We start from the raw sequence: 21,363 nt of genomic DNA, 5'->3' as shown, positions 1-21,363 counted from the left end.
GAAGGGCGGCGTCCGGGCATGTTCCTTCATGGATTGTGCCTGCCGTTGCAGCAAGACTTCCCGCGATGGCTGCCGTCTCCTCCCCAGGCCACGCCGATTGCCGGTGTAAATCCCGCGTAAAGCCTTTCTTTACGCTTTCTTTATGCGCCGCCCACGCCCTCGATCTCGTTCCTTTACAGCCTCCCTGCGGACAATGCCCCACACGCGGCGATTGCCGTACGACGGAGAGATTCCATGAGCGTTCTGGACGGGGTGTCCCTGCTGCTGGCAGTGGGGCTGTTCATTTATCTGCTGGTTGCGCTGTTGCGCGCGGATCGGAACTAGGAGCGGCTATGCACAGTTATGACTATTGGCTGATCCTCGGCTTTTTTGCCCTGGTGCTGCTGCCCGCGCCTTTCCTGGGGCGGTTCTACTACAAGGTGATGGAGGGCCAGCGCACCTGGCTGACGCCGCTGTTGGGGCCGGTGGAGCGTGCCTGTTACCGGCTCTCGGGCGTCGATGCGCAGAGCGAACAGAGCTGGCAGAAATACACTCTGGCCCTGCTTGCGTTCAACCTGGCCGGCTTTCTGTTGCTGTTCACGATTCTGTTGTTCCAGGACCATTTGCCGCTCAACCCGCAGAACCTGCCGGGGCAGGAGTGGACGCTGGCGTTCAACACCGCGGTCAGCTTCATGACCAACACCAACTGGCAGTCCTACAGCGGTGAAGCCTCGCTGAGCTACCTGAGCCAGATGATCGGCCTGACCGTGCAGAACTTTGTCAGCGCCGCCACCGGCCTGGCCGTGCTGGTTGCCCTGTGCCGCGGCATCGGCCGGCGCTCGGCGCAGACCCTGGGCAACTTCTGGGTCGACATGACCCGCGCCACCCTCTACGGCCTGCTGCCGCTGTGCCTGCTGCTGGCATTGTTCCTGGTCTGGCAGGGCGTACCGCAAACCTTCGCCCAGTATGTCCACGCCGTGACCTTGCAAGGCGTCGATCAGGTGATTCCACTGGGGCCGGCCGCCAGCCAGATCGCCATCAAGCAACTGGGCACCAACGGCGGGGGCTTCTTTGGCGTCAACTCGGCGCATCCGTTCGAGAACCCGACGGCCTGGAGCAACCTGTTCGAGGTGGCCTCGATCATCCTGATCCCGGTCGCCCTGGTGTTCACCTTCGGCCACTACGTCAAGGACCTGCGCCAGAGCCGGGCGATCATCGCCTGCATGCTGGCGCTGTTCCTGATCGGCGGCGCGACTTCGCTGTGGGCCGAGTACCAGCCCAACCCGACCCTGAACAATGTCGCGGTCGAGCAGACCGCGCCGCTCGAGGGCAAGGAAGCGCGCTTCGGTACCACCGCCACCGTGCTCTGGTCGGTGACCACCACCGCGGCCTCCAACGGTTCGGTCAACGGCATGCATGACAGCCTCAGCCCGCTGAGCGGCATGGTCGCGCTGATCAACATGATGGTCGGCGAAGTGATCTTCGGCGGCGTCGGCGCGGGCCTCTACGGCATGTTGCTGAACGTGCTGATCGCGGTGTTCCTCGCCGGCCTGATGATCGGGCGCACCCCGGAATACCTGGGTAAGAAGCTGCAGGCCAAGGAAGTGCAGTTGCTGGTGGTGACGCTGATGGTGATGCCGGTCGGCGTGCTGGTCCTGAGCGCCATCGCCGCGAGCCTGCCGGGGCCGGTGGCAGCGGTGAGCAACCCCGGTGCCCATGGTTTCAGCCAGTTGCTGTACGCCTACACCTCGGCCAGCGCCAACAACGGTTCGGCCTTCGCCGGCCTGGGCGCCAATACCCCGTTCCATAACCTGATGCTGGGCCTGGGCATGTTGATCGGCCGCTTCGGCTACATCCTGCCGGTGCTGGCCCTGGCTGGCAGCCTGGCGCTGAAAAAGACCGCGCCGATCGGCCAGAACAGCTTCCCGACCCATGGCCCGCTGTTTGTCACGCTGCTGAGCATGACCATTTTGCTGGTGGGCGGGCTGACCTTTTTGCCGACCCTGGCGCTGGGCCCGATTGCCGACCACTTGAGCTTGGCTGCCTTTGGAATGAAGGGCTGAGGACTTAATGATGAATATGCCTGTTCCTGCCTCCAAGAAGGCTGTAACTGAAAAAATGCCCGGCGCTAAAACCGTGGCCTCGAAACACACGACCGACGAACAACAGAAAACCTCGATCGCAGCCCTGTGGCGCCCGGCGCTGGTACAGGCCTTCGTCAAGCTCGACCCGCGCCAGCTGCAACGTTCGCCGGTGATGCTGGTGGTCGAGCTGACCGCGATCCTGACCACAGTACTGTGCCTTGTGCCGGACACCGCGGTGCCGACCTTCGTCGCCGCGCAGATCGCTCTCTGGCTGTGGTTCACCGTGCTGTTCGCCAACTTCGCCGAAGCGCTGGCCGAAGGTCGTGGCAAGGCCCGCGCCGACAGCCTCAAGGCCGGCAGCGAAGGCCTGAGTGCGCGCCTGAAGAAAGCCGATGGCAGCTTCCAGGTGATCCCTGCCGCCAATCTGCGCAAAGGCGACGTGGTGCGTGTCGAGGCCGGGGAAATGATCCCCGGTGACGGTGAAGTCATCGAAGGCATTGCCGCGGTCAACGAGGCGGCGATCACTGGCGAGTCGGCGCCGGTCATTCGCGAGTCCGGCGGCGATCGCTCGGCCGTGACCGGCAATACGCGCCTGGTGTCCGACTGGTTGCTGGTGCGCATTACCAGCAATCCGGGCGAATCGACCCTCGACCGCATGATCGCCCTGGTGGAGGGCGCCAAGCGCCAGAAGACCCCCAACGAAGTGGCCCTGGACATCCTGCTGATCGGCCTGACCCTGATCTTTCTGATTGTGGTCGTGACCCTGCAGCCGTTCGCTCACTTCGCCAATGGCAGCCTGCCGCTGGTGTTCCTGGTGGCGTTGCTGGTGACCCTGATTCCGACCACCATCGGTGGCTTGCTGTCGGCCATCGGGATCGCCGGGATGGACCGCCTGGTACGGCTGAACGTGATCGCCAAATCCGGTCGCGCGGTGGAAGCGGCGGGTGACGTGCATGTCCTGCTGCTGGACAAGACCGGCACCATCACTTTCGGTAACCGTCGTTGCGCGGCCATCCACTCGGCGCCAGGGGTCAACCACCAGGAAATGGCCGAGGCCACCTTGCTGGCCTCGCTGGCGGACGACACGGCGGAAGGCAAGTCCATCGTCGAATACCTGCGCGGGCTTTATCCACAGCCCGAGCCGGGCGCCGATGCGCTGACCGCCGTGCCGTTCAGTGCTGAAACCCGGCTGTCTGGTGTCGACTATCAGGGGCGGGTCTATCGCAAGGGCGCGGTGGATTCGGTACTGGCTTTCGTCGGTCTGCAACGTGGCGACCTGGCTCCGGCGTTGTCCCGGGAAATCGACAAGATCGCCCAGAGTGGCGGCACGCCGTTGCTGGTGTGCGCCGAGGGCAAGCTGCTTGGCGCCATTCACCTCAAGGACGTGGTCAAGCCCGGTATCCGCGAGCGTTTCGCCGAGCTGCGCAAGCTGGGGATCCGCACCGTGATGGTGACCGGCGATAACCCGCTGACCGCCGCCGCCATTGCTGCGGAGGCCGGGGTGGACGACGTGCTGGCCGAAGCCACGCCGGAGAAAAAGCTGGCGCGCATTCGCCACGAACAGAACGACGGCCGCCTGGTCGCCATGTGCGGCGACGGCGCCAACGACGCCCCGGCGCTGGCCCAGGCCGACGTCGGCATGGCGATGAACGATGGCACCCAGGCGGCGCGCGAAGCGGCGAACATGGTCGACCTCGACAGCGATCCGACCAAGCTGCTGGACGTGGTGCAGATCGGTAAGGAACTGCTGGTGACTCGTGGCGCCCTGACCACCTTTTCCATTGCCAACGACATCGCCAAGTACTTTGCGATCCTGCCGGCGCTGTTCGCGGCGATTTATCCACAGCTCGGCGTGCTCAATGTCATGCAACTGAGCAGCCCGCAGAGCGCGATCCTCTCGGCGATCGTGTTCAACGCCCTGATCATTGTCGTGCTGATTCCGCTGGCCCTGCGCGGGGTGCGGGTGCAGGCGGCCAGCGCGGCCCATCTGCTGCGCCGCAACCTGCTGATCTATGGCCTGGGCGGGATCCTGGTGCCGTTCCTGGGCATCAAGTTGATCGACATGCTGCTGACGGCTTTGCACCTGGTGTAACCCCGCGACCCTGTAGGAGCCAGCTTGCTGGCGATAGCGTCAACCCAGTGCGCCAGACGCACTGCATCACCAGCAAGCGGGCTCCTACGGAGTTCGGGTAAACCTGTTAACCGAATCGAGGATTTGATGATGTCCACTGTATTGCGTCCGGCCCTGAGCCTGATTGTGTTGATGACCCTGATCACGGGCGTGGCCTATCCGCTGGTGGTCACCGGCGTGGCCCAGGTGGCGTTCCCGAAACAGGCCAATGGCAGCCTGGTGCTCGATGGCGTGGGCCAGGTCCGTGGTTCGGCCCTGATCGCCCAGGACTTCAGCGGCGACAGCTGGTTCCACCCGCGTCCATCGGCCGGGGCCTTTGCCACGGTGTCCAGCAGTGCGAGCAACCTGGCGCCGAGCAACCCGGCGCTGGCCACCCGTGTGATCGACGACGCCAACAAGCTGGTGGTACCAGGGCAGGGGCCGGTACCGCTGGCGTTGCTGACGACTTCGGGCAGCGGCCTGGATCCGCACTTGCCACCGGCGGCGATTAACTATCAACTGGCGCGGGTCGCGGCGGCGCGTAACCTGCCGGTCGCCACGCTGCAGCAACTGGTGGACGCTCATGTCGAGCAGCCTCTGGTCGGCCCGCCGGTGGTGAATGTGCTGGCCTTGAACATGGCGCTGGAAAAGCTCGCCCTGTAGCCAGCTGCTACAAGTCTGTATGTCGATGATTTGAGTCCAGAGAGAAAAATGCATGAGTGATTCCGGCCGCGCCGATGCCCTGTTAGCCGATCTGTCCCACGACGGCCGCGGCCGGCTCAAGGTTTTCCTCGGCGCCGCGCCGGGCGTCGGCAAGACCTACGCCATGTTGCAGGCGGCGCACACGCAATTGCGCCAGGGGGTGAAGGTTTTGGCCGGGGTGGTTGAAACCCATGGCCGGGCGGAAACCGAAGCCTTGCTCGGCGGTTTGCCGCAACAGCCGCTGGTGCGTTCCGAATACCGCGGGGTGATGCTCGAAGAGATGGACCTCGACGGTTTGCTCAAGGCCAGACCCAAGCTGGTACTGGTGGACGAGCTGGCCCACACCAACGCCCCAGGCAGCCGGCACGCCAAGCGCTGGCAGGATATCCAGGAGTTGCTGGCGGCCGGTATCGACGTCTTCACCACGGTCAACGTGCAGCACCTGGAAAGCCTCAACGATCAGGTTCGCGGCATTACCGGGGTGCAGGTCCGCGAAACCTTGCCCGACTGGGTGCTGCAGGAAGCCTACGAATTGCTGCTGGTGGACTTGCCACCACGAGAACTGCTGGAGCGCCTGCGCGAAGGCAAGGTGTATGTGCCGGAGCAGGCCCGCGCGGCGATCGATGCGTTCTTCACCCAGACCAACCTCACCGCGCTGCGCGAGTTGGCGATGCAGGCCGCGGCGGCGCAGGTCGACGACGACCTGGCCCAGGGTTATCGCAAGCTCGGGCAGGCCGCGCCAGCGGTGCGCGGGCGCTTGCTGGTAGGGGTCGACGGCGATGCCCAGGCCGAGCGCCTGGTGCGCCATGCCAGCCATGTCGCCCGGCGGCGGCATCTGCCCTGGAGCCTGGTGCATGTGGATAACGGCCGAGTTCCCGACGAGCAATCCCGCCAGCGCCTGCAAAGCGCCCAGCAACTGGCCGAGCGCCTCGGTGGCGAGGTGGTCCTGCTGCGGGCCGGCGAGGTGGCGAAAACCCTGATCCAGCATGCCGCGGAGCGGCGCGCCAGCCTGGTGCTGGTGGGGCAGTCACGCAAGCGCCTGCGTCGCCGTTTGTTCGGTGGCGGTCTGGCGGCGCGCCTGCTGCGCAACGCCCAGGGTCTGGAAATCAACGTGCTCGACAGCGAGGATGAACCCGGCCAGCCGCGCCTGCGGGTGGAGCGTTCGCTGGTCTGGTTCGACTACGCCCTGGCGGTGTTGGCGACAATCCTGGCGTCGGGGCTGTCGTGGGCAGTGGCGAGTGTGCTGGCGTTGCCGAATATCTCCCTGGTGTTCCTCGCCGCGGTGCTGCTGGTGGCAGTACGCAGCAGTCTCGGGCCGGCGCTGGTGTGCGCGGCCCTGTCATTCCTGACATACGATTTCCTGTTCATTCCACCGACGTTCTCCTTCGCCATCCAGCGCGAGGAAGACGTGCTGACGCTGCTGTTCTTCCTGTTGATGGCGGCCCTGACCGGCAACCTGGCGGCGCGCCAGCGTCGGCAATTGCAGGCATTGCGCGATACCCAGGAAGAAACCAGCGAGCTGCTGGACCTGTCGCGCAAACTCACCGCCGCTACCGACCGGCAGGCGGTGGTCAGTGCCGCGGCGCAGCATCTCAATGGCTGGAAGGAATTGCAGCTGTGCCTGCTCAATCGCGACGGGCAGGGTGGCTGGAAGGTCGAGACGGGCGGGCCCTTGCAGTTTTCCGAGTCCGAGCGGGCTGCCGCCGACTGGGCCTGGCAACACGATCAACCGGCGGGGATGGGCACCGGAACCCTGCCGTTCGGCCGCTGGTGGTGGTGGCCGTTGTCCGTCGATGAAGGTCCGCTGGGTTTGCTCGGGGTCTGCCCGAAAGAGGGCGAGGAACTCAACGCTCAGCGTCGACGCCTGTTGAGCGCACTGAGCCAGCCCCTGGCCCAGGCCTTGGCCCGGGCACAGTTGGCCGAGGACCTGGAAGCGGCGCGCCTGCACGGCGAAACCGAGCAGTTGCGCAGTGCGCTGCTGGCCTCGGTGTCCCATGACTTGCGCACGCCGCTGACCTCGATGCGCGGCAGCATTGACAGCCTGCTGGCGCTGGGGGAGGCGATCCCCCTGGAAGACCGGCGCGAACTGCTCGAAGGCACGCGTGATGAGGCCGAGCGCCTGGATCGCTACATTCAGAATCTGCTGGACATGACCCGTCTCGGGCATGGGTCATTGAAACTGGCGCGGGACTGGGTGGCGCCAGCCGATATCGTTGGCAGCGCGCTGAATCGCCTGCGGGTGGTGCTGGCGCCGCTGCGGGTCAGCACCGACCTGCCGGCCGAACTGCCGTTGCTTTTCGTGCATGCGGCGCTGATCGAACAGGCACTGATCAATGTCCTGGAAAACGCCGCGCGTTTTTCGCCAGCCAACGGCCGCTTGCAACTGAGCGTCGGGACCAGCGACACCGAGTTGCTGTTTGCCGTGAGCGACGAAGGGCCGGGTATTCCGGTGGAGGATCGCCCACGGATTTTCGACATGTTCTACACCGCCGCCCGCGGCGATCGTGGCGGGCAGGGTACCGGCCTGGGGCTGGCGATCTGTCAGGGCATGGTCGGTGCCCATGGTGGACGCATCACGGTGGGCGAGGGGATCGAAGGGCGTGGCACCTGCATCACCCTGTGCCTGCCGCTGCAGGCGCAACCCGAGCTTGAAGGAGAGGCCTGAGTGCCGGTAAAAAGCTTCAACCCAACGAGGCCAGGAGGGCCGCCCATGTTCTTTACAATCTACAGCGACGCCTGCGCTACTCTTGCGCCACTTATTTGCCTTGAACCGAAACCATGAGCCAGACCGCGACCATCCTGGTCATCGATGACGAACCGCAGATCCGCAAATTCCTGCGCATCAGCCTGGCGTCCCAGGGCTACAAAGTGCTTGAAGCCGGCACCGGCAACGAAGGCCTGGCCCAGGCGGCGTTGAACAAGCCGGACCTGCTGGTACTCGACCTCGGCCTGCCGGACATGGACGGCCAGCAGGTGCTGCGCGAGTTTCGCGAGTGGTCGGGTGTACCGGTGCTGGTGTTGTCGGTGCGGGCCAGCGAAGGGCAGAAGGTCGAAGCGCTGGACGGTGGCGCCAACGACTATGTGACCAAGCCCTTTGGCATCCAGGAGTTCCTGGCGCGTATTCGTGCCTTGTTGCGCCAGGCGCCCGTCGGCGAAGCGCAGGAAGCGGCCTTGAATTTCGGCCCGCTGACCGTGGACCTGGCGTATCGCCGGGTATTGCTCGACGGTGCCGAAGTGGCGCTGACGCGCAAGGAATACGCTGTGTTGGCGCAACTGGCGCGGCACCCGGGCCGGGTGATCACCCAGCAGCAACTGCTCAAGGATATCTGGGGGCCGACGCACACTGAGGACAGTCACTACCTGCGTATCGTGGTTGGCCATCTGCGGCAGAAGCTGGCGGACGATCCGACCCGGCCACGCTTTATCGTGACCGAGGCTGGCGTGGGCTACCGGTTGCTGGGGGCGGAGGAGTGAGCGGGCTCGCGGCCCTCTTTCAATTCAGCTCGTTCTCGTAGCGGTCCAGGGTGTCGCTGGCAATCTCCCGCCCCAGTGCGATCAGCTCCGGAGCCTTGTAGAACTCGAAGAAGCGGCACACCCGCTTGGGCACGTTGATCAGGATGTCCGGCGGGTAGCCGGCGATCTTGTACTGCGCCAGCGAGGTCTGCATCACCTCGAAGCTCTGGTTGATCAGGTCCAGCAGGGACGCGGGGCCGACGTTATCGATAATGAACGAGCCGGTGGCCGATTTCGGGGCGCCGTCGGTTTCCGGAGCCGCGGCCGGTTGCTGGGCCTCGGGCTCGGCGGATTCGATCCAGGGGTTGCCGATGTCGGCCGCCTCGCTGCGCAGGGCTTCCTGTTCGAGCAGCAGCAGTTGTTCGGCTTGCTTGCGGCGAAAGGGCAGGTGCGAGCCCAGGGAGTTGATCAGGCTGTCGAAGCGGCTCTTGAAGGCGGCGGGGCGCTGGATCACCGGCAACTGGTAACGACGCTGGTTGGTCGAGTTGAGGTTGACGGCGATGATCAGGTCGCAGTGGCTGGAGACCACCGGGACGATCGGTAGCGGGTTGAGCAGGCCGCCGTCCACCAGCATGCGGTTGCCTTGCATGACCGGGGTGAACAGGCTGGGGATCGCCGCCGAAGCCCGCATGGCCTGGTGCAGGCAGCCTTCCTGGAACCAGATTTCCTGCTGGTTGGTCAGGTCGGTGGCCACAGCGGTGTAAGGGATGCGCAGGTCTTCGATATTGATTTCGCCGACGATCTTGCGGATCTGGCCGAATACTTTCTCTCCGCGTATCGCCCCCAGGCGAAAGCTGACGTCTACCAGCCGCAGCACATCCAGGTAGTCCAGGCTTTCGATCCAGCTGCGGTAGTCGTCCAGTTTGCCGGCGGCGTAGATGCCACCGACCACCGCCCCCATGGAACAACCTGCGACACAGGCAATGTCGTAACCACGTCTTTCGATTTCTTCAATCACCCCGATGTGGGCGTAACCCCGGGCACCACCAGAGCCCAGGACCAGTGCGACACGCTTCTTCATGACCCGATCCTTCGCCAGACAGGTTTCCACAATGCACCCATCGAGGGTTTCGGTTCAATCACTGATGCCTGCCCGGGCCTTGGGCAAAGGGATTTTTCCACTGTCTTGCCGCATGAGGTTATGCTCGCGCGACTATATTTTCCCTTGACGGGCCAAGGCACTTTTAGCGGCGGCGATCGTCTTAGGTTCACGATTGTTTTTTTGTTCAAGACTGTTTCCCCCCTACTTTGAGGTGTCATTGATGAAAGCCTGGATCTGTCTGCCGTTGATTGCATTGGTACTTGGTGGTTGTGCTGGCAAGACCGCCTATCGCGACAGCTGCGGTACGCAACTGGATGCGGCCTGGCATGAACTGGATCTGGCCAAGGCCGAAGGTTTTGCGGGAACGGTCAGTTATTCCAAAGCCCTGTCGCTGCTGACCGGGGCCAAGACCCAGCAGCAATTCGAAGCCTTCGAGGGCTGCACCAGAAAAGCCGAGAAGGCCCGTTTCTATATTCGTGAGTCGCGCGCCGGCCGCTGATCGCAAGGTCGCCGTTTGCCGCTAGACTGAAGAGCGCTCTTCAGTTTCCGTCTCGCAGGCGCCTTGGTCGCGCCTGCCAGTCATGCCAGGGCCCGGCCGCAGTCTTTGTGCTGCGGGCCGGGTCATTCGTTTCGGGAGTCAATGATGTCTGCCTTGGTTGATCAGTTGGTGGCTCAGGTGTTGGGGCTGGAGGTGCGCTTGCTGGCGTGCCAGGCGCGTTTGCAGGCGGTGACCGACCCCGAGGCGCTGCACGATCTGCGTACCACGGTGCGCCGCTTGCGCAGCCTGTTGCGAGCACTGCGTGGCTTGCCCGGTGTCGAGCAACTGGAAGCGGCCGCCTCGGCGGTCGGGCAATTGACAACACCGTTACGCGACCGCGAGGTCCTGGCGGCGTACCTGCATCAACATGACTATCATCAGGCCGCGGAGCGCCGCACCACGGGCCTGGCGGACGAGTATCGGACGGTGGCGACAGGCGCTGAACTCAAGCAATTGCTGCTGGTGCTGGATGCCTTCCCGCGCTTCCTGCGGGCGGCGCAACGTCAGGAACTGTTGCGCGGTTTGCGCAAGCGCATTGAAAAACGCCTGGCCAAGCAATGGAAGGCGCTGGATCAGGCCCTGCATGATCCGGCCCATGACCGGCACCGTTTACGCCTGCTGATCAAGCGGGTGCGCTACGCGGCCGAGGCTTATCCCGAACTTGCCGCGCTGTCGCCCAAGGCGGTCTCGCACTTGAAGGCCGCGCAGGGCGCGCTGGGCGACTGGCATGATTGCTGGCAATGGCTGGCCCAGGCCGAACGGCAGGCGGACCTGTTGCCTTGTGTTCCGGTCTGGCACACCACCATGCACGAGGCCGAAGTCCGTTCCGATCGGGTACTCGACAAGCTGAGCTCTGCCTGCTTCCGGAGCTGAAAGGCGTCTGGCGGCTTATCTGTCAGTCTTTTTGGCGGGAATAAGTGCTTTACCCTTGTGTGCTGCTGGTTAAGATCCTCGAATCTTTCCTTTGACCAGAGGTGTTCATGCGCTTTTCCGATTTGCTCGATGCCGTCCGCCAACATCCGTTGGAGCTGTCGATTCCAACCGAGTGGGCGCAGGGGCGGGCCAGTTTCGGCGGATTGGTAGCAGCTTTGCAGTATGAAGCCATGCGCGCAAAAGTCTCCGCCGAGCGTCCGGTGCGTTCGTTGGCGATCACCTTTGTCGGTCCGGTCACCCCCGACGTACCGGTCAGCTTTGAAGTCGAGGTGCTGCGCGAGGGCAAGGCCGTCAGCCAGGTGCTGGGGCGTGCGGTGCAGAACGGTCAGGTGGTGACCCTGGTGCAGGGTAGTTTTGGTGCCTCTCGGCCGTCCGAGGTGACGGTCGTCGCCGAGGAAGCGCCTGCCATGAAACATTGGGACGAATGCCCGGAGCTGCCTTACGTCAAGGACGTGACGCCGGAGTTCATGCGTCATCTGGCAATGCGCTGGAGCATCGGTGGCATGCCGTTCACTGGCAACAAGTCGCGAGACATGGGCGGCTGGGTGCGCCTGCGTGGCGACGTGAAGGAAGAACCCCTGACCGAAGCGCATATCCTTGCATTGGTGGACGCCTGGCCGCCGGCCTTGTTGCCGCATCTGACCAGTGTCGTTCCCGGTAGCACCCTGACCTGGACCATTGAATTCGTGCAGCCGCTGCTGGCGCTGAGCACCCTGGACTGGTGCAAGTACCGGGTGCATATCGAGCATGCCCGTGATGGTTATGGCCATGCGGCCGCGGCACTCTGGAGCGCGGAAGGTCAGTTGATCGCGCTCAGCCGACAGACAGTAACCATCTTCGGCTGACACCCTCTCAATGCCGGTGGCGTTCGCGCCAGGCACGCCACCAGGCGCCGCTGAGAACGAAGCGTGGAAAGGTCACGAATTGTTCCACCAGCAGGCGCTGGACTGCATCTTTACGGTCACTGAACGGTTCCGCGGCTTGCGCCTCCAGGCTGTGGCCGTGGCGCTGCAGGCCCAAGGCTGCAATCAGGCCGACCACGCCGATGGCGACGTTGGTGAAGCTCAAGCCGAATACCCCTGAAACCAGCAACAGGAAGCCGACGATGAACAGCGGCACCGCAATCAGGTGCAACACCAGGTTGGTCGGGTTGCGGTGGTTATGTGGGTAGGAGCGCCATTGCCAGGCGGGGAGGTTGGGGTGACGTTTACCCATGACGGTGATCCTTGATTCGTAGAAAGCTATGTATCAAGGATAGGTCTCGCGTGGGGCTTCGGCGAATCAAGGCTGGCTATGGGGACGATAGCTTGGCAAGGGTTTCGCCGCGGCAGGGAGGCTGATCCTGCCGCAACGAAACTCGCGGTTTTAAAGCTTCAACTGACCGATGGCCTTGCTCAACTCTCCGGCCAGGGTCGCCAGTTCGTTGCTGGTGGTCGCCGAGTCGACGGTCTGTTGCACGGTGTTTTCGGTGACGTCGCGAATACTCACCACGGCGCGATTCATTTCTTCCGCCACCTGACTTTGCTGCTCGGCGGCCACTGCAATCTGGGTATTGCTTTCACGCATCTGCGCCACGGCCGCGGTGATTTCCGCCAGCGCTGCGCCGGCTTCCTGTGCCTGCTGCACGCAATCGTCTGCCTTGAACGAGCTTTCCTGCATGAAGTCCACCGCGTCGTGGGTGCCGGCCTGCAGGGCGGAGACCATCCGGGTGATTTCGTCGGTGGAGGTCTGCACCCGTTTGGCGAGGTTGCGTACTTCATCGGCGACCACCGCAAACCCCCGGCCCATTTCACCGGCGCGCGCCGCTTCGATCGCGGCGTTGAGCGCCAGCAGGTTGGTCTGTTCGGCGATGCTGTGGATCACGTTGACCACGCCATTGATCTTCTGACTGTCCTCGGCCAGGCGCTGGATCATCTCGGCGGTCTGTTGCACGCCGGTGGAAAGCCCGGCGATGGACTTCTGCACGCGTCCCACCACTTCCTGGCCACTGCCGGCCAGGGCGTCGGCGGCCTGGGAGCGATCCCGGGTGGCTCCGGCGTGCTGGGCGATGTGATAGACGGTGGCGGACATTTCGTTGATCGCCGTCGCGGCCTGATCGGTTTCGCTTTGCTGGCCCAGCATGCCGTGACGCACGTCGTTCATGCTCGACGCCAGGCGCGCGGCGCCGATATCCAGTTGCCGGGCGGTGTTGGCGACGGTGTTGACCACCCGCTGGTAACCGGCCTGCATCGCGTTGAAGGCATTGGCCATCTGGCCGACCTCGTCGGTGCACGACAACGGCACGCGCGCCGACAGGTCGCCGGTTTTCTCCACATGCAGCATCACATCCTTGAGGGTGTTCAGTTGGCTGAGCAGGAAACGGATCAACAGTTGCGAAGCACCGAGCATCGCCAGCATCAGAATGAACACGGCCACCGCGTATTGGCTGAAGCGTTCGCTGAACACCTGTTGCAGGCTTGGCCCATGAGCAAGCACCGCAACCCGTTGGTTATCGGCCCGGGACAGCACGTACGCGCCGATCAGCGGGTTTTCGCCGAACAGCGGCATTTCATCGAAGGCCACCCACCCATTGGCGTTGCTCAACTCTGGCAGGGAGCGTTGGTCGAGGCTGGGGATCTGGCCGGCAGCGAAGCCCAGCAGGTTTTCAGCATTGGGTAGCGCTTGTCCGGAGGGCCATGCACCGAGCAGGTTGGCCTGGGCCCGGGCGTTGTTTTGTGAGGCCTGGCTACGCGCGTGTTGCTCCAGCTGGACGGCGTACAGGACCAGTAGCAGGGTGGTCACGAAGGCGACTGCATTGACCGCCCAGAACTTGTATTTCAGTGAGATATTGCTGAGCCAGGCACCCATGGAAGGTCTTCTCTGATTAAGCGGAACAGTATTGGCAAGGTGCCATTATTGTGCCGCTATGCAGAGCGTCAAATCTTGATATGCGTCAAGCAATCTCGGGCAAGGCGAAGAAGGCTCGGGCGCTGGCGGTACTGTGGGTTGCCAGCTCTTCCTGGCTCTCTCCGCGATGCAGGGCCACCTCGCGCAATACCTCTGTCAGGTAGGCCGGTTCGTTGCGACCGTTCTTCGGTTTGGGGCGCAGGCTGCGCGGCAATAGATAGGGGGCGTCGCTTTCGAGCATCAGGCGGCCGCGGGGAATCTCTCGTACCAGAGGGTGCAAGTGAGTGCCGCGGCGTTCGTCGCAGATCCACCCGGTGATGCCAATGTGCAGATCGAGGTCCAGGTAGTTGAACAGCGCGCGCTGTTCACCGGTGAAGCAATGCACCACCGCAGCCGGCAAGCGGTCTCGGAAATCGCGGACTATTTCCAGCAGGCGCTGGCTGGCGTCGCGCTCGTGGAGAAAGACCGGCAGTTGCAGTTCAACGGCCAGGGCCAAGTGTTCCTCCAGTACTTTTTCCTGTTGCGGGCGAGGGGAGAAGTCCCGATTGAAGTCCAGGCCACATTCGCCCACGGCTTTGACGCTGCTTTCCTTGAGCAGGCTGCGCAGGCGCTGGGCACTGTCGGCATTCCAGTCGCTGGCGCAATGCGGATGAATACCGGCGGTAGAGAACAGTTGGCGGCCGCTTTCGTCCAGTTGCCGCGACAGCTCGAGCGCCTGTTCGCTGCCTTCGACGCTGGTGCCGGTGAGCACCAATTGGCAGACACCGGCGGCATAGGCTCGGTCCAGTACTGCGCGATGTTTTTCGGCGAAACTCGGGTTGGTCAGGTTGACGCCGATATCGATGAGTTGCATGGTGCTATCTCCGCCTGCGGCCGGAAAGCATATCAGAGCTGTAGATTTATAAGAAAAGCCAAGAACTACAACGAGTTGGAGCTGTCTCTTGATGCCGGGAGAAAGGCCGCGGTTGGTTTGCCCGCCGAGGTTGTGCCAGTCTTTCGCATCTTGTCGGCGCTCTAGGCGCTCTGTTTCTGTCGCCCGATTTTTCGCCAGTGCTCGAAAACTCGGACAGTATTCTTCCCGGAGAGCGGATGACGCGACCCTCGGTTTTGCTAGCGTTGTGCTTGTCGTTGCTGCTGCCCTTGCCGGCGGTCGCGCGCTTGGCCGGCCCTCCGGAAGCCGCCGTAGCGGGCAAGGTCCGCGACCTGGCGGAAATTCGTAGCAGCCGAGTCCTGCGGGTGCTGGTCAACCAGAGTCGCAACAGCTCCGGTGAAGTCCAGGGCCAGGCCATCGGCGTCGAATACCACCGCCTGCGCGCCTTTGAGCAGTACCTCAATGGTCATGCCCGCGACGGGCAGGAAATCAGCCTCAAGATCATCCCCAAAGCCAAGGATCAATTGCTCGGTGCGTTGCAGCGCGGTGAGGGCGACCTGGTCGCTCCGGGAGAGTTGCTGGAGGCGCTGCCGGGGCAAGCGGTAAGCCCCAGTGAGCCGGTCGCCAGCAACGTGCCGTTGCTGCTGGTGGGAATCAAGGGTGAGCGGCGCTACACCCGACTTGAACAACTCTCCGGCAAGACCCTGGCGCTGACCACAGGCAGCGCCGCCGGGGAGGTGGTGAGCCAGATCAATCAGAAGCTGGCGCTGCATAAGCTGGCGCCGATCAAGGTCGAGTGGGTCGATCCGAGCCTGGCAGTCGAAGATGTCCTGGAAATGGTCCAGGGCGGGATCTTTCACCTGACCATCGTCGAGAAACCCATTGCCGAGCGCTGGGGCAAGGTCCTGCCGAAGCTGCGTTTCGATCGGCAACTGGTCATCAGCGAGCCAGGCGAGGAGCACTGGTTCGTGCGGCGCGACGCCTCGATGCTGCGGGCGAGCATCGATCGTTTCCTGAAGGTCTACAAGGCGCCGGCGGATCAGGACGTTGCCTTCTTGCGTATCTATCGGCGCCTGTATCAGGTGCATAACCCTTTGACCCGGGCCGACCGCCAGCGCCTGGAAAAGCTGCGCCCGGTATTACAGAAGCATGCCGATGCGCAGAGCATGGACTGGTTGAACCTGGCGGCCCTGGCCTTCAAGGAGTCGTCGTTGCAACCCACTGCCAGGAGCGGCAGCGGCCCGACCGGCCTGATGCAGATCACCCCGTCAGCCGCCCAGCGGGTAGGGGTCAATAACATTCAGACTCTTGATAACAATGTGTTGGCCGGAGCCAAGTACCTGGCATTGATCCGGCGCAAGTTCTTTTCCAGCCCCAAGCTCAACGAACGCGAGCGCATGGCGTTCGTCTTGGCGGCCTACAACATGGGGCCGGAGCGTGTGCAGGGGATGCGCACCGAAGCCCGGCGGCGCGGGCTGAACCCCAATCAGTGGTTTTTCCAGGTCGAGCGCATTGCCATGGAACAGGTCGGAATGGGCGCCGTCAGCTATGTTAATAGCGTCAACAAATACTATTTGGCGTTTGACCGGGAACGCGAATCGTTGGAGCCGCAAGCGCGTAAGGTCGTCTCACGAAAATAATCGAAAAAATAGATTGTTATCTTGCTATTTTTGCACTTTTAATATGAATTTTTATGATTAATATAGCGACCCAATACCCAACACCACAAAGGACTACACAGCATGAGCACACTGATCAAAACCGTACTGAGCACCCGTGCAGGCTATGGCCTGACGGTCCTGCGAGTTTTTGTCGGCATCATTTTCGCCGCACACGGCGCGCAAAAGCTTTTTGGCCTGTTTGGCGGTTACGGATTGGCAGGGACGGCACAGTGGATGGAGAGCATCGGCCTGGCGCCGGGGCATTTGATGGCGTTGCTGGCGGGCGGTACCGAGTTCTTTGGCGGTCTGGCGCTGATTATCGGTCTGTTGGCACGTCCTGCCGCACTGGGGTTGAGCTTCACCTTGCTGGTGGCGATTTTCTCCGTACACATCAGCAATGGCCTGTTCATGGCGAACAATGGTTATGAGTTCGCCCTGGCTCTGCTCGGCGGCACCATTGCGGTTCTGATCGAAGGCGCGGGCAAATTGTCACTCGATGCCGCGATTACCAAGTAACTTCCGGCAAACACTCAAAGGCCCGCTTGTAGCGGGCCTTTTTCGTTGCTGATTTCGTTGTGGGGGATTCTTGACACTACCCGGTCGGCTTCTCTAGGATTGTTGCCCATGCGCCGATTTAAACAGCTACTTGCGGGGCGCCAGGTGATTCGGAATATCACCGATAGAAGCTCTACAGGCTTCGAAATACCGCTAAAGCGCTGGTTCGGTGTTGCCTCTCACCTGCCCGGCAGAAAATTGAGGCAGAGACACGACACGATGAATGCACTCCACCCTCCCGTACGTCTTGCGCCAATCACGGCGAATCTTGTTCAGCGCAATCCAAAAATTCTTCTTGGCGGCACACACCAGCCGACACTGCTGCGTTATCTCGATGGCTGGCCACGTCGCAGCACAGGCCCTTCAGCCTTTCTGATCCAGTTCATTGAAGATGGCGAGTCCCTGGCACGTTTTGCCAACGACAGTTTTGACCTTGCGGTGATACAGGCCCCCAGTGCGGAAAATGCCGCCGAAGTCATCCGACATCTGACCCGCGTGGCTCGACAGGGGCTGATCACCCGCAGGTAAGTAGCGTAGGGGATCAATCCGGCTGTCGAGGTGGGTGTTTCCTGAGGCTTCTGAATCCTGGCTGAAGGCTCCATCGATATCAGGGCTTCAAACGACGGAGTTGCGTTTGGCCAGCTCCGCCAGTGCTACCAGATTGGAAACGTTGAACCGTTTTAGCAGCCTGACCTTGTAGGTACTCACCGTCTTGTGGCTGATCAGCAGCGCATCCGCGATTTTCTGATTATTCAGGCCGCTTGCCAGCAGTTTCAGGACGGTGATTTCCCGGTCGGTCAGTTGGGCAATCAAGACACTTTCCTGGCAGGCGGCGTTTGTATTCTGTTGCAAGGTGCTGATCGTATCTTCGGGGAAGTAGCTATACCCCGATAGGATGGCTTTTACCGCATTAGCCAGTTCGTTCAGGTTATCGTTCTTGCACAGGAAGCCGGCTGCACCGGCCTGCAAACAGCGCAAGGCGAAATTCTTAGAGTTGCTGGAGGTCAGCACCAGCGTCTTTATCGGCAGTCCAGCGGACTTTATGTGGGAAATAACGGAAAACCCGTCGAGGTTGGGTATGTTCAAGTCCAGGATGAGCAGGTCCGGAAGATGCTTGCGTACCAACTGGACAGCGTCCGCGCCATTGTCCGCTTCGGCGACGATGTTGTGTTCATGAGGCTCCAGAACGGTTCTTATTGCGAGTCGAATCAACGGATGGTCGTCGACGATGATGATACTTCCCATGCAAGGCATCTCAATATTTAGGTGGAGGGTGCTTTTCGTATTTTATCCGAGCACTCTGAAAACTAAATCAGACGAATCTGATAGTTGTCATTGAGTGTCTAAGTTATGGTTGAGCACAGTTTTAATCTGGAAAAGACTAGCTCTCCATGCACGTTATTATCTTTAGACCGGCCCAGCTTAAAGGCTCCTGGTTATTTAATCTGCTTTTGCGTCTTGATCGTTTCATTTATTGGTTTGCCCCTTCTCTGGCTATGTTGACGGGGGCAGCTGGCATCGCGTTGTGTTTTCTAGCCTGGCAGCAGCAACTGATATTGACAGGGGTAGGTGGAGCACTCCTGATACTGATGGCAGCAGGAATAACCATGCTCTGGTCGAATTATGAGTGGTGGCTGTTTAAGCTCAGCCCGCAGAAAGGGTTGAATATTCCTCTTAAGTAAAATTTGAGCTGAAATATTGATGCAGTAATTTTATCTGTCATGTTTTTAAAATATTTCAATGTGACTCTCGTCGCTGTGTGATTCGGCGGCTTGTCGATGGTATCGGATAGTTCTACTTGAGGATCGGAAATGTCTGGTTTCCGGTTAGGTGTTGTAAGGTGTATTTTTTGCTCCTTGCGATATATATAACGGAGCCTGAGCCAGTGATGCTGCTACGAACTATTTCCATTAAAAATGCAGAGCAGGAAGTGCTGAACGGTGCGGTGCTCTGTAGCTTTGCAATTCCTATGCTGAGCCATAATTTTCTTGCTTATAGCTTGAATGAGGGGGCTGAAGTTGGAGAGTCGCGAGTTTATCTGGCGATGCTAAATAAGGCGGGGAAGAGTTATTCACTGAGCTCGATTGAGGCCGAGGAAGATTGGCGTCAGGTTATTCAAGTCTTCAAGGATATAGTCACCCATGCGAGCCTGCCTGAGGGGCGACAGCAAGGTGCCGGAAGTAGTACCGATATTCCTTACCATCTGATTGACCTTAAGGATTGTGTGATACCGACAGGAAACCTATCGGATCATCGTTCACTCACCATCAAGAAAAATCTGGTGATGAAGCTTATCTCGTCAGAAGCCTCGGTTGCTTGCCTGCCTGCAATTGACAGCGCTGAACTCGGAGTTCCTGCGCTCGATGCCTCTATTTTGATGACTTCTCAATCTACTCCTGCTGCACAGGCTGTCGCGGAGTGTATAGAAGATGAGGTTTCTGATTCGAATGAGCATTGCTCGCCAGGAAGCGTTGAGGATCTTGGAGGCGATGCACTCAATGGTGCTCCATCCGGGTTCGCTTCGATTGGAAATCCAGAAGAGCTCTCTCAAAAAACAGAAGAAGCTGAGACTGAAGTAGAGAAGGTTCTTACTGATGTTTCATTATTTACCGAGAGTTTTCAACACGATATGACTGAAATGCTGACTGCGAATGCCGAAAAATATGTCGACTCCTCTGAAAGTGATGCTCCCTTATCTGGCCATTTGACGCCTGAGGTTGTCGCTGACCACTCTGCCAACTCGGAGGCCGACATTGGACGCCTGTCCCAGGGTATACAGAGCACACTGGCTGGCTTGGCGGAGGTGGTTCGCGATTTGGCCTCGGAGGAAGAGATGAAGTTAATCCAGAGTGATGAGTTCGACCTGTCGATATCTGACAGTGTTCCAACTTTGATGGATAGGCAGGTTCAGGCTACCGCAGATATTGATCAATCCGCTCAAGTTGCTGGGGATGTAACACGGGATGAGGTGGCTGATTGCCCAATTCCCTTAGAGAGCTCATTGGATGAAGCACAGTTTCTGATGGCGACGCTTCCTGAGGCTGAAACTGCGCTTCAGGGGGCGGATACCGATCATCTACTTCTTGATGTGGAAAGCACTTTGTCGAATCTTGCACTTATGGCGCAGGAGTTGACGCAGCAAAAATTGGTTGCGGTGAAACAACAGGAAGCTTTGGAGCTTTTGAAGGAACAGTTGCAAGAGCGAGAGCGTAAACTTCATGAAAAAGATGAGCACCTGCGCCAGCTACAAAGTCAGCTTCAGCAAGAGAAGATCGCGATCGATAAGTCCGCTGAGCATAATTCCCGAGTGATTGCGGAACGCAGTGCTGCGCTTCAACAGCTGGCTGAAAGTGTTGAGTCCAGAGAGCGAAGTGTTGCCCGGCGTTCTGAACTAATGCAGCTTGAGCAGCAACGTCTTGATGAAATTTCCGCTAAGCAAAGTATCCGCGCAGCCGAACTGGAAAAGAGAGACATCGGAATCCAGCAAAAAAATGCAGAGCTGGTAGAAAGGTTAACGCAGTTGTCCAGCACCCGTAAGAAACTCAGCAATATTGTAAAAGGCTTCAATGAGACGGTGACCTTCAATAATAGCCTGCATAGCATATCCAGTACATTGCTCAGCGATGATGAGTAAAGCGCTTCTGCTGGAATTACAGTTCTCTTTTTTAGTGTGTTGGGTATTTCAATAAAGCCGTATTTGACCTGTGTGAAAAGGCGGATAGTGCAGTCAAACGGCGCAAACTGGAGAGGACTGATGGGGCGTATCCGGGTTTAGATATGTGCATTCTGATGTGGATTCGCACGTGGGTTTGATGCCCTATTGACCAAGCGCGACCGCTTTTTCGTACAACGCCCAAGCGGTAGTGTTATCGGCTTGTTCATTCTGGATAGGGTATCCCCGTGAGGAGGTGTGCTGCAGGTGGGTTTATCTCGCCTAGCATTGGTTCTCAAGGTCTCGATTCAACCATAATGCTGAACTGGCTCATAAGGCTCTGCATGGGGGATTTAACCAATTGAGTACCAAGCTCATTACGCAGGAAGGTTTCGAGGCTCTGAAAAACGAGCTGGATTACCTGTGGCGGGAGAAGCGTCCGGATGTGACGCAGAAAGTCACCTGGGCGGCCTCCCTGGGGGACAGGAGTGAAAATGCGGACTATCAATACAACAAGAAACTCCTGAGGGAAATTGACCGTCGAGTTCGCTACTTGCGCAAGCGACTCGAAGACATGAAGGTCGTGTCGTATTCGCCGGAGCAGGAGGGCCGGGTGTTCTTCGGCGCCTGGGTCGATATCGAGAACGAAGAGGGCGAAACCAAGCGCTTCCGTATCGTCGGTTATGACGAGATATACGGGCAGAAGGATTACATCTCCATCGATTCGCCCATGGCCCGGGCACTCTTGAAGAAAGAAGTCGGCGACGAGGCGATAGTGCAGACGCCCGGCGGAGAAATGTGCTGGTGGATCAATCAGATCGAATACGTGAAATGACC

Annotated in this window: 20 protein-coding genes; 15 read left to right on the top strand and 5 right to left on the bottom strand. The window is 60.4% G+C overall.

Features of this window, described 5'->3' with window-relative positions; all coding sequences use genetic code 11:
• Window positions 1–234: 234 nt before the first annotated feature.
• The 6 genes from kdpF to DK261_RS10745 all read left to right on the top strand — a co-directional run bounded on the left by kdpF (window position 235) and on the right by DK261_RS10745 (window position 8,349).
• Window positions 235–324, top strand: a complete 90-nt coding sequence (kdpF, locus tag DK261_RS10770; protein ID WP_007899818.1) for a K(+)-transporting ATPase subunit F — start codon at window positions 235–237, stop codon at window positions 322–324.
• A gap of 8 nt (window positions 325–332) precedes the next feature.
• On the top strand, window positions 333–2,042 hold the full coding sequence (kdpA, locus tag DK261_RS10765) for a potassium-transporting ATPase subunit KdpA (RefSeq protein ID WP_110175694.1): 1,710 nt from the start codon (window positions 333–335) through the stop codon (window positions 2,040–2,042).
• A 55-nt stretch (window positions 2,043–2,097) separates the two neighbouring features.
• Window positions 2,098–4,155: a potassium-transporting ATPase subunit KdpB gene (gene kdpB / locus DK261_RS10760; RefSeq protein ID WP_016704353.1), complete on the top strand. Its 2,058-nt coding sequence runs from the start codon at window positions 2,098–2,100 to the stop codon at window positions 4,153–4,155.
• A gap of 129 nt (window positions 4,156–4,284) precedes the next feature.
• The gene (kdpC, locus tag DK261_RS10755; RefSeq protein WP_029527096.1) at window positions 4,285–4,836 is read left to right on the top strand and encodes a potassium-transporting ATPase subunit KdpC; all 552 of its coding nucleotides are present in this window, start codon (window positions 4,285–4,287) and stop codon (window positions 4,834–4,836) included.
• A gap of 52 nt (window positions 4,837–4,888) precedes the next feature.
• Window positions 4,889–7,540: a sensor histidine kinase KdpD gene (locus DK261_RS10750; protein ID WP_016704351.1), complete on the top strand. Its 2,652-nt coding sequence runs from the start codon at window positions 4,889–4,891 to the stop codon at window positions 7,538–7,540.
• Between the two features lie 113 nt (window positions 7,541–7,653).
• Window positions 7,654–8,349 (top strand): response regulator, encoded by a 696-nt coding sequence (locus DK261_RS10745; RefSeq protein WP_016704350.1) that lies wholly within the window; start codon window positions 7,654–7,656, stop codon window positions 8,347–8,349.
• A gap of 19 nt (window positions 8,350–8,368) precedes the next feature.
• On the opposite strand, the gene DK261_RS10740 is transcribed toward DK261_RS10745, so the two are convergent.
• Window positions 8,369–9,409: a patatin-like phospholipase family protein gene (locus DK261_RS10740; RefSeq protein ID WP_007931359.1), complete on the bottom strand. Its 1,041-nt coding sequence runs from the start codon at window positions 9,407–9,409 to the stop codon at window positions 8,369–8,371.
• 241 nt (window positions 9,410–9,650) lie between these two features.
• Here DK261_RS10740 and DK261_RS10735 point away from each other — a divergent pair, with 241 nt between their 5' ends.
• The 3 genes from DK261_RS10735 (at window position 9,651) to DK261_RS10725 (ending at window position 11,746) form a co-directional block, all read left to right on the top strand.
• The gene (locus DK261_RS10735) at window positions 9,651–9,929 is read left to right on the top strand and encodes a hypothetical protein (RefSeq protein WP_009050148.1); all 279 of its coding nucleotides are present in this window, start codon (window positions 9,651–9,653) and stop codon (window positions 9,927–9,929) included.
• 144 nt (window positions 9,930–10,073) lie between these two features.
• Entirely contained in the window at window positions 10,074–10,841 is a 768-nt protein-coding gene (locus DK261_RS10730; protein WP_110175693.1) for a CHAD domain-containing protein, read from the top strand.
• A 107-nt stretch (window positions 10,842–10,948) separates the two neighbouring features.
• The gene (locus DK261_RS10725) at window positions 10,949–11,746 is read left to right on the top strand and encodes an acyl-CoA thioesterase II (protein ID WP_110175692.1); all 798 of its coding nucleotides are present in this window, start codon (window positions 10,949–10,951) and stop codon (window positions 11,744–11,746) included.
• Window positions 11,747–11,753: 7 nt separating this feature from the next.
• On the opposite strand, the gene DK261_RS10720 is transcribed toward DK261_RS10725, so the two are convergent.
• From DK261_RS10720 to DK261_RS10710, 3 genes are all read right to left on the bottom strand, one after another.
• Window positions 11,754–12,116, bottom strand: a complete 363-nt coding sequence (locus DK261_RS10720; protein WP_009050145.1) for an Mpo1-like protein — start codon at window positions 12,114–12,116, stop codon at window positions 11,754–11,756.
• A 150-nt stretch (window positions 12,117–12,266) separates the two neighbouring features.
• On the bottom strand, window positions 12,267–13,748 hold the full coding sequence (locus tag DK261_RS10715; RefSeq protein ID WP_110175691.1) for a methyl-accepting chemotaxis protein: 1,482 nt from the start codon (window positions 13,746–13,748) through the stop codon (window positions 12,267–12,269).
• A gap of 85 nt (window positions 13,749–13,833) precedes the next feature.
• On the bottom strand, window positions 13,834–14,640 hold the full coding sequence (locus DK261_RS10710) for a TatD family hydrolase (RefSeq protein WP_096375081.1): 807 nt from the start codon (window positions 14,638–14,640) through the stop codon (window positions 13,834–13,836).
• Between the two features lie 236 nt (window positions 14,641–14,876).
• Here DK261_RS10710 and DK261_RS10705 point away from each other — a divergent pair, with 236 nt between their 5' ends.
• The 3 genes from DK261_RS10705 (at window position 14,877) to DK261_RS10695 (ending at window position 17,402) form a co-directional block, all read left to right on the top strand.
• Window positions 14,877–16,298, top strand: coding sequence for a transglycosylase SLT domain-containing protein (locus DK261_RS10705; RefSeq protein WP_053269659.1), 1,422 nt, complete (start codon window positions 14,877–14,879; stop codon window positions 16,296–16,298).
• A gap of 102 nt (window positions 16,299–16,400) precedes the next feature.
• Window positions 16,401–16,835: a DoxX family protein gene (locus DK261_RS10700; protein WP_009050141.1), complete on the top strand. Its 435-nt coding sequence runs from the start codon at window positions 16,401–16,403 to the stop codon at window positions 16,833–16,835.
• Between the two features lie 258 nt (window positions 16,836–17,093).
• Window positions 17,094–17,402 (top strand): hypothetical protein, encoded by a 309-nt coding sequence (locus tag DK261_RS10695; RefSeq protein WP_009050140.1) that lies wholly within the window; start codon window positions 17,094–17,096, stop codon window positions 17,400–17,402.
• Window positions 17,403–17,489: 87 nt separating this feature from the next.
• Here the strand turns inward: DK261_RS10695 and DK261_RS10690 are convergent, their stop codons facing one another.
• The gene (locus tag DK261_RS10690; RefSeq protein WP_007931372.1) at window positions 17,490–18,119 is read right to left on the bottom strand and encodes a response regulator transcription factor; all 630 of its coding nucleotides are present in this window, start codon (window positions 18,117–18,119) and stop codon (window positions 17,490–17,492) included.
• A gap of 146 nt (window positions 18,120–18,265) precedes the next feature.
• Here DK261_RS10690 and DK261_RS10685 point away from each other — a divergent pair, with 146 nt between their 5' ends.
• The 3 genes from DK261_RS10685 to greB all read left to right on the top strand — a co-directional run bounded on the left by DK261_RS10685 (window position 18,266) and on the right by greB (window position 21,361).
• Window positions 18,266–18,556: a hypothetical protein gene (locus DK261_RS10685; protein ID WP_016704342.1), complete on the top strand. Its 291-nt coding sequence runs from the start codon at window positions 18,266–18,268 to the stop codon at window positions 18,554–18,556.
• 158 nt (window positions 18,557–18,714) lie between these two features.
• Window positions 18,715–20,508, top strand: a complete 1,794-nt coding sequence (locus tag DK261_RS10680) for a hypothetical protein (RefSeq protein ID WP_256597569.1) — start codon at window positions 18,715–18,717, stop codon at window positions 20,506–20,508.
• 379 nt (window positions 20,509–20,887) lie between these two features.
• Window positions 20,888–21,361 (top strand): transcription elongation factor GreB, encoded by a 474-nt coding sequence (greB, locus tag DK261_RS10675; RefSeq protein ID WP_009044968.1) that lies wholly within the window; start codon window positions 20,888–20,890, stop codon window positions 21,359–21,361.
• Window positions 21,362–21,363: the final 2 nt, after the last annotated feature.

Source organism: Pseudomonas sp. RW409, from assembly GCF_003184125.1.
Lineage (GTDB): Bacteria > Pseudomonadota > Gammaproteobacteria > Pseudomonadales > Pseudomonadaceae > Aquipseudomonas > Aquipseudomonas chlororaphis_I.
Note: the sequence above shows the minus strand (reverse complement) of the source record. Positions and strands in the feature narration are given on the sequence as shown.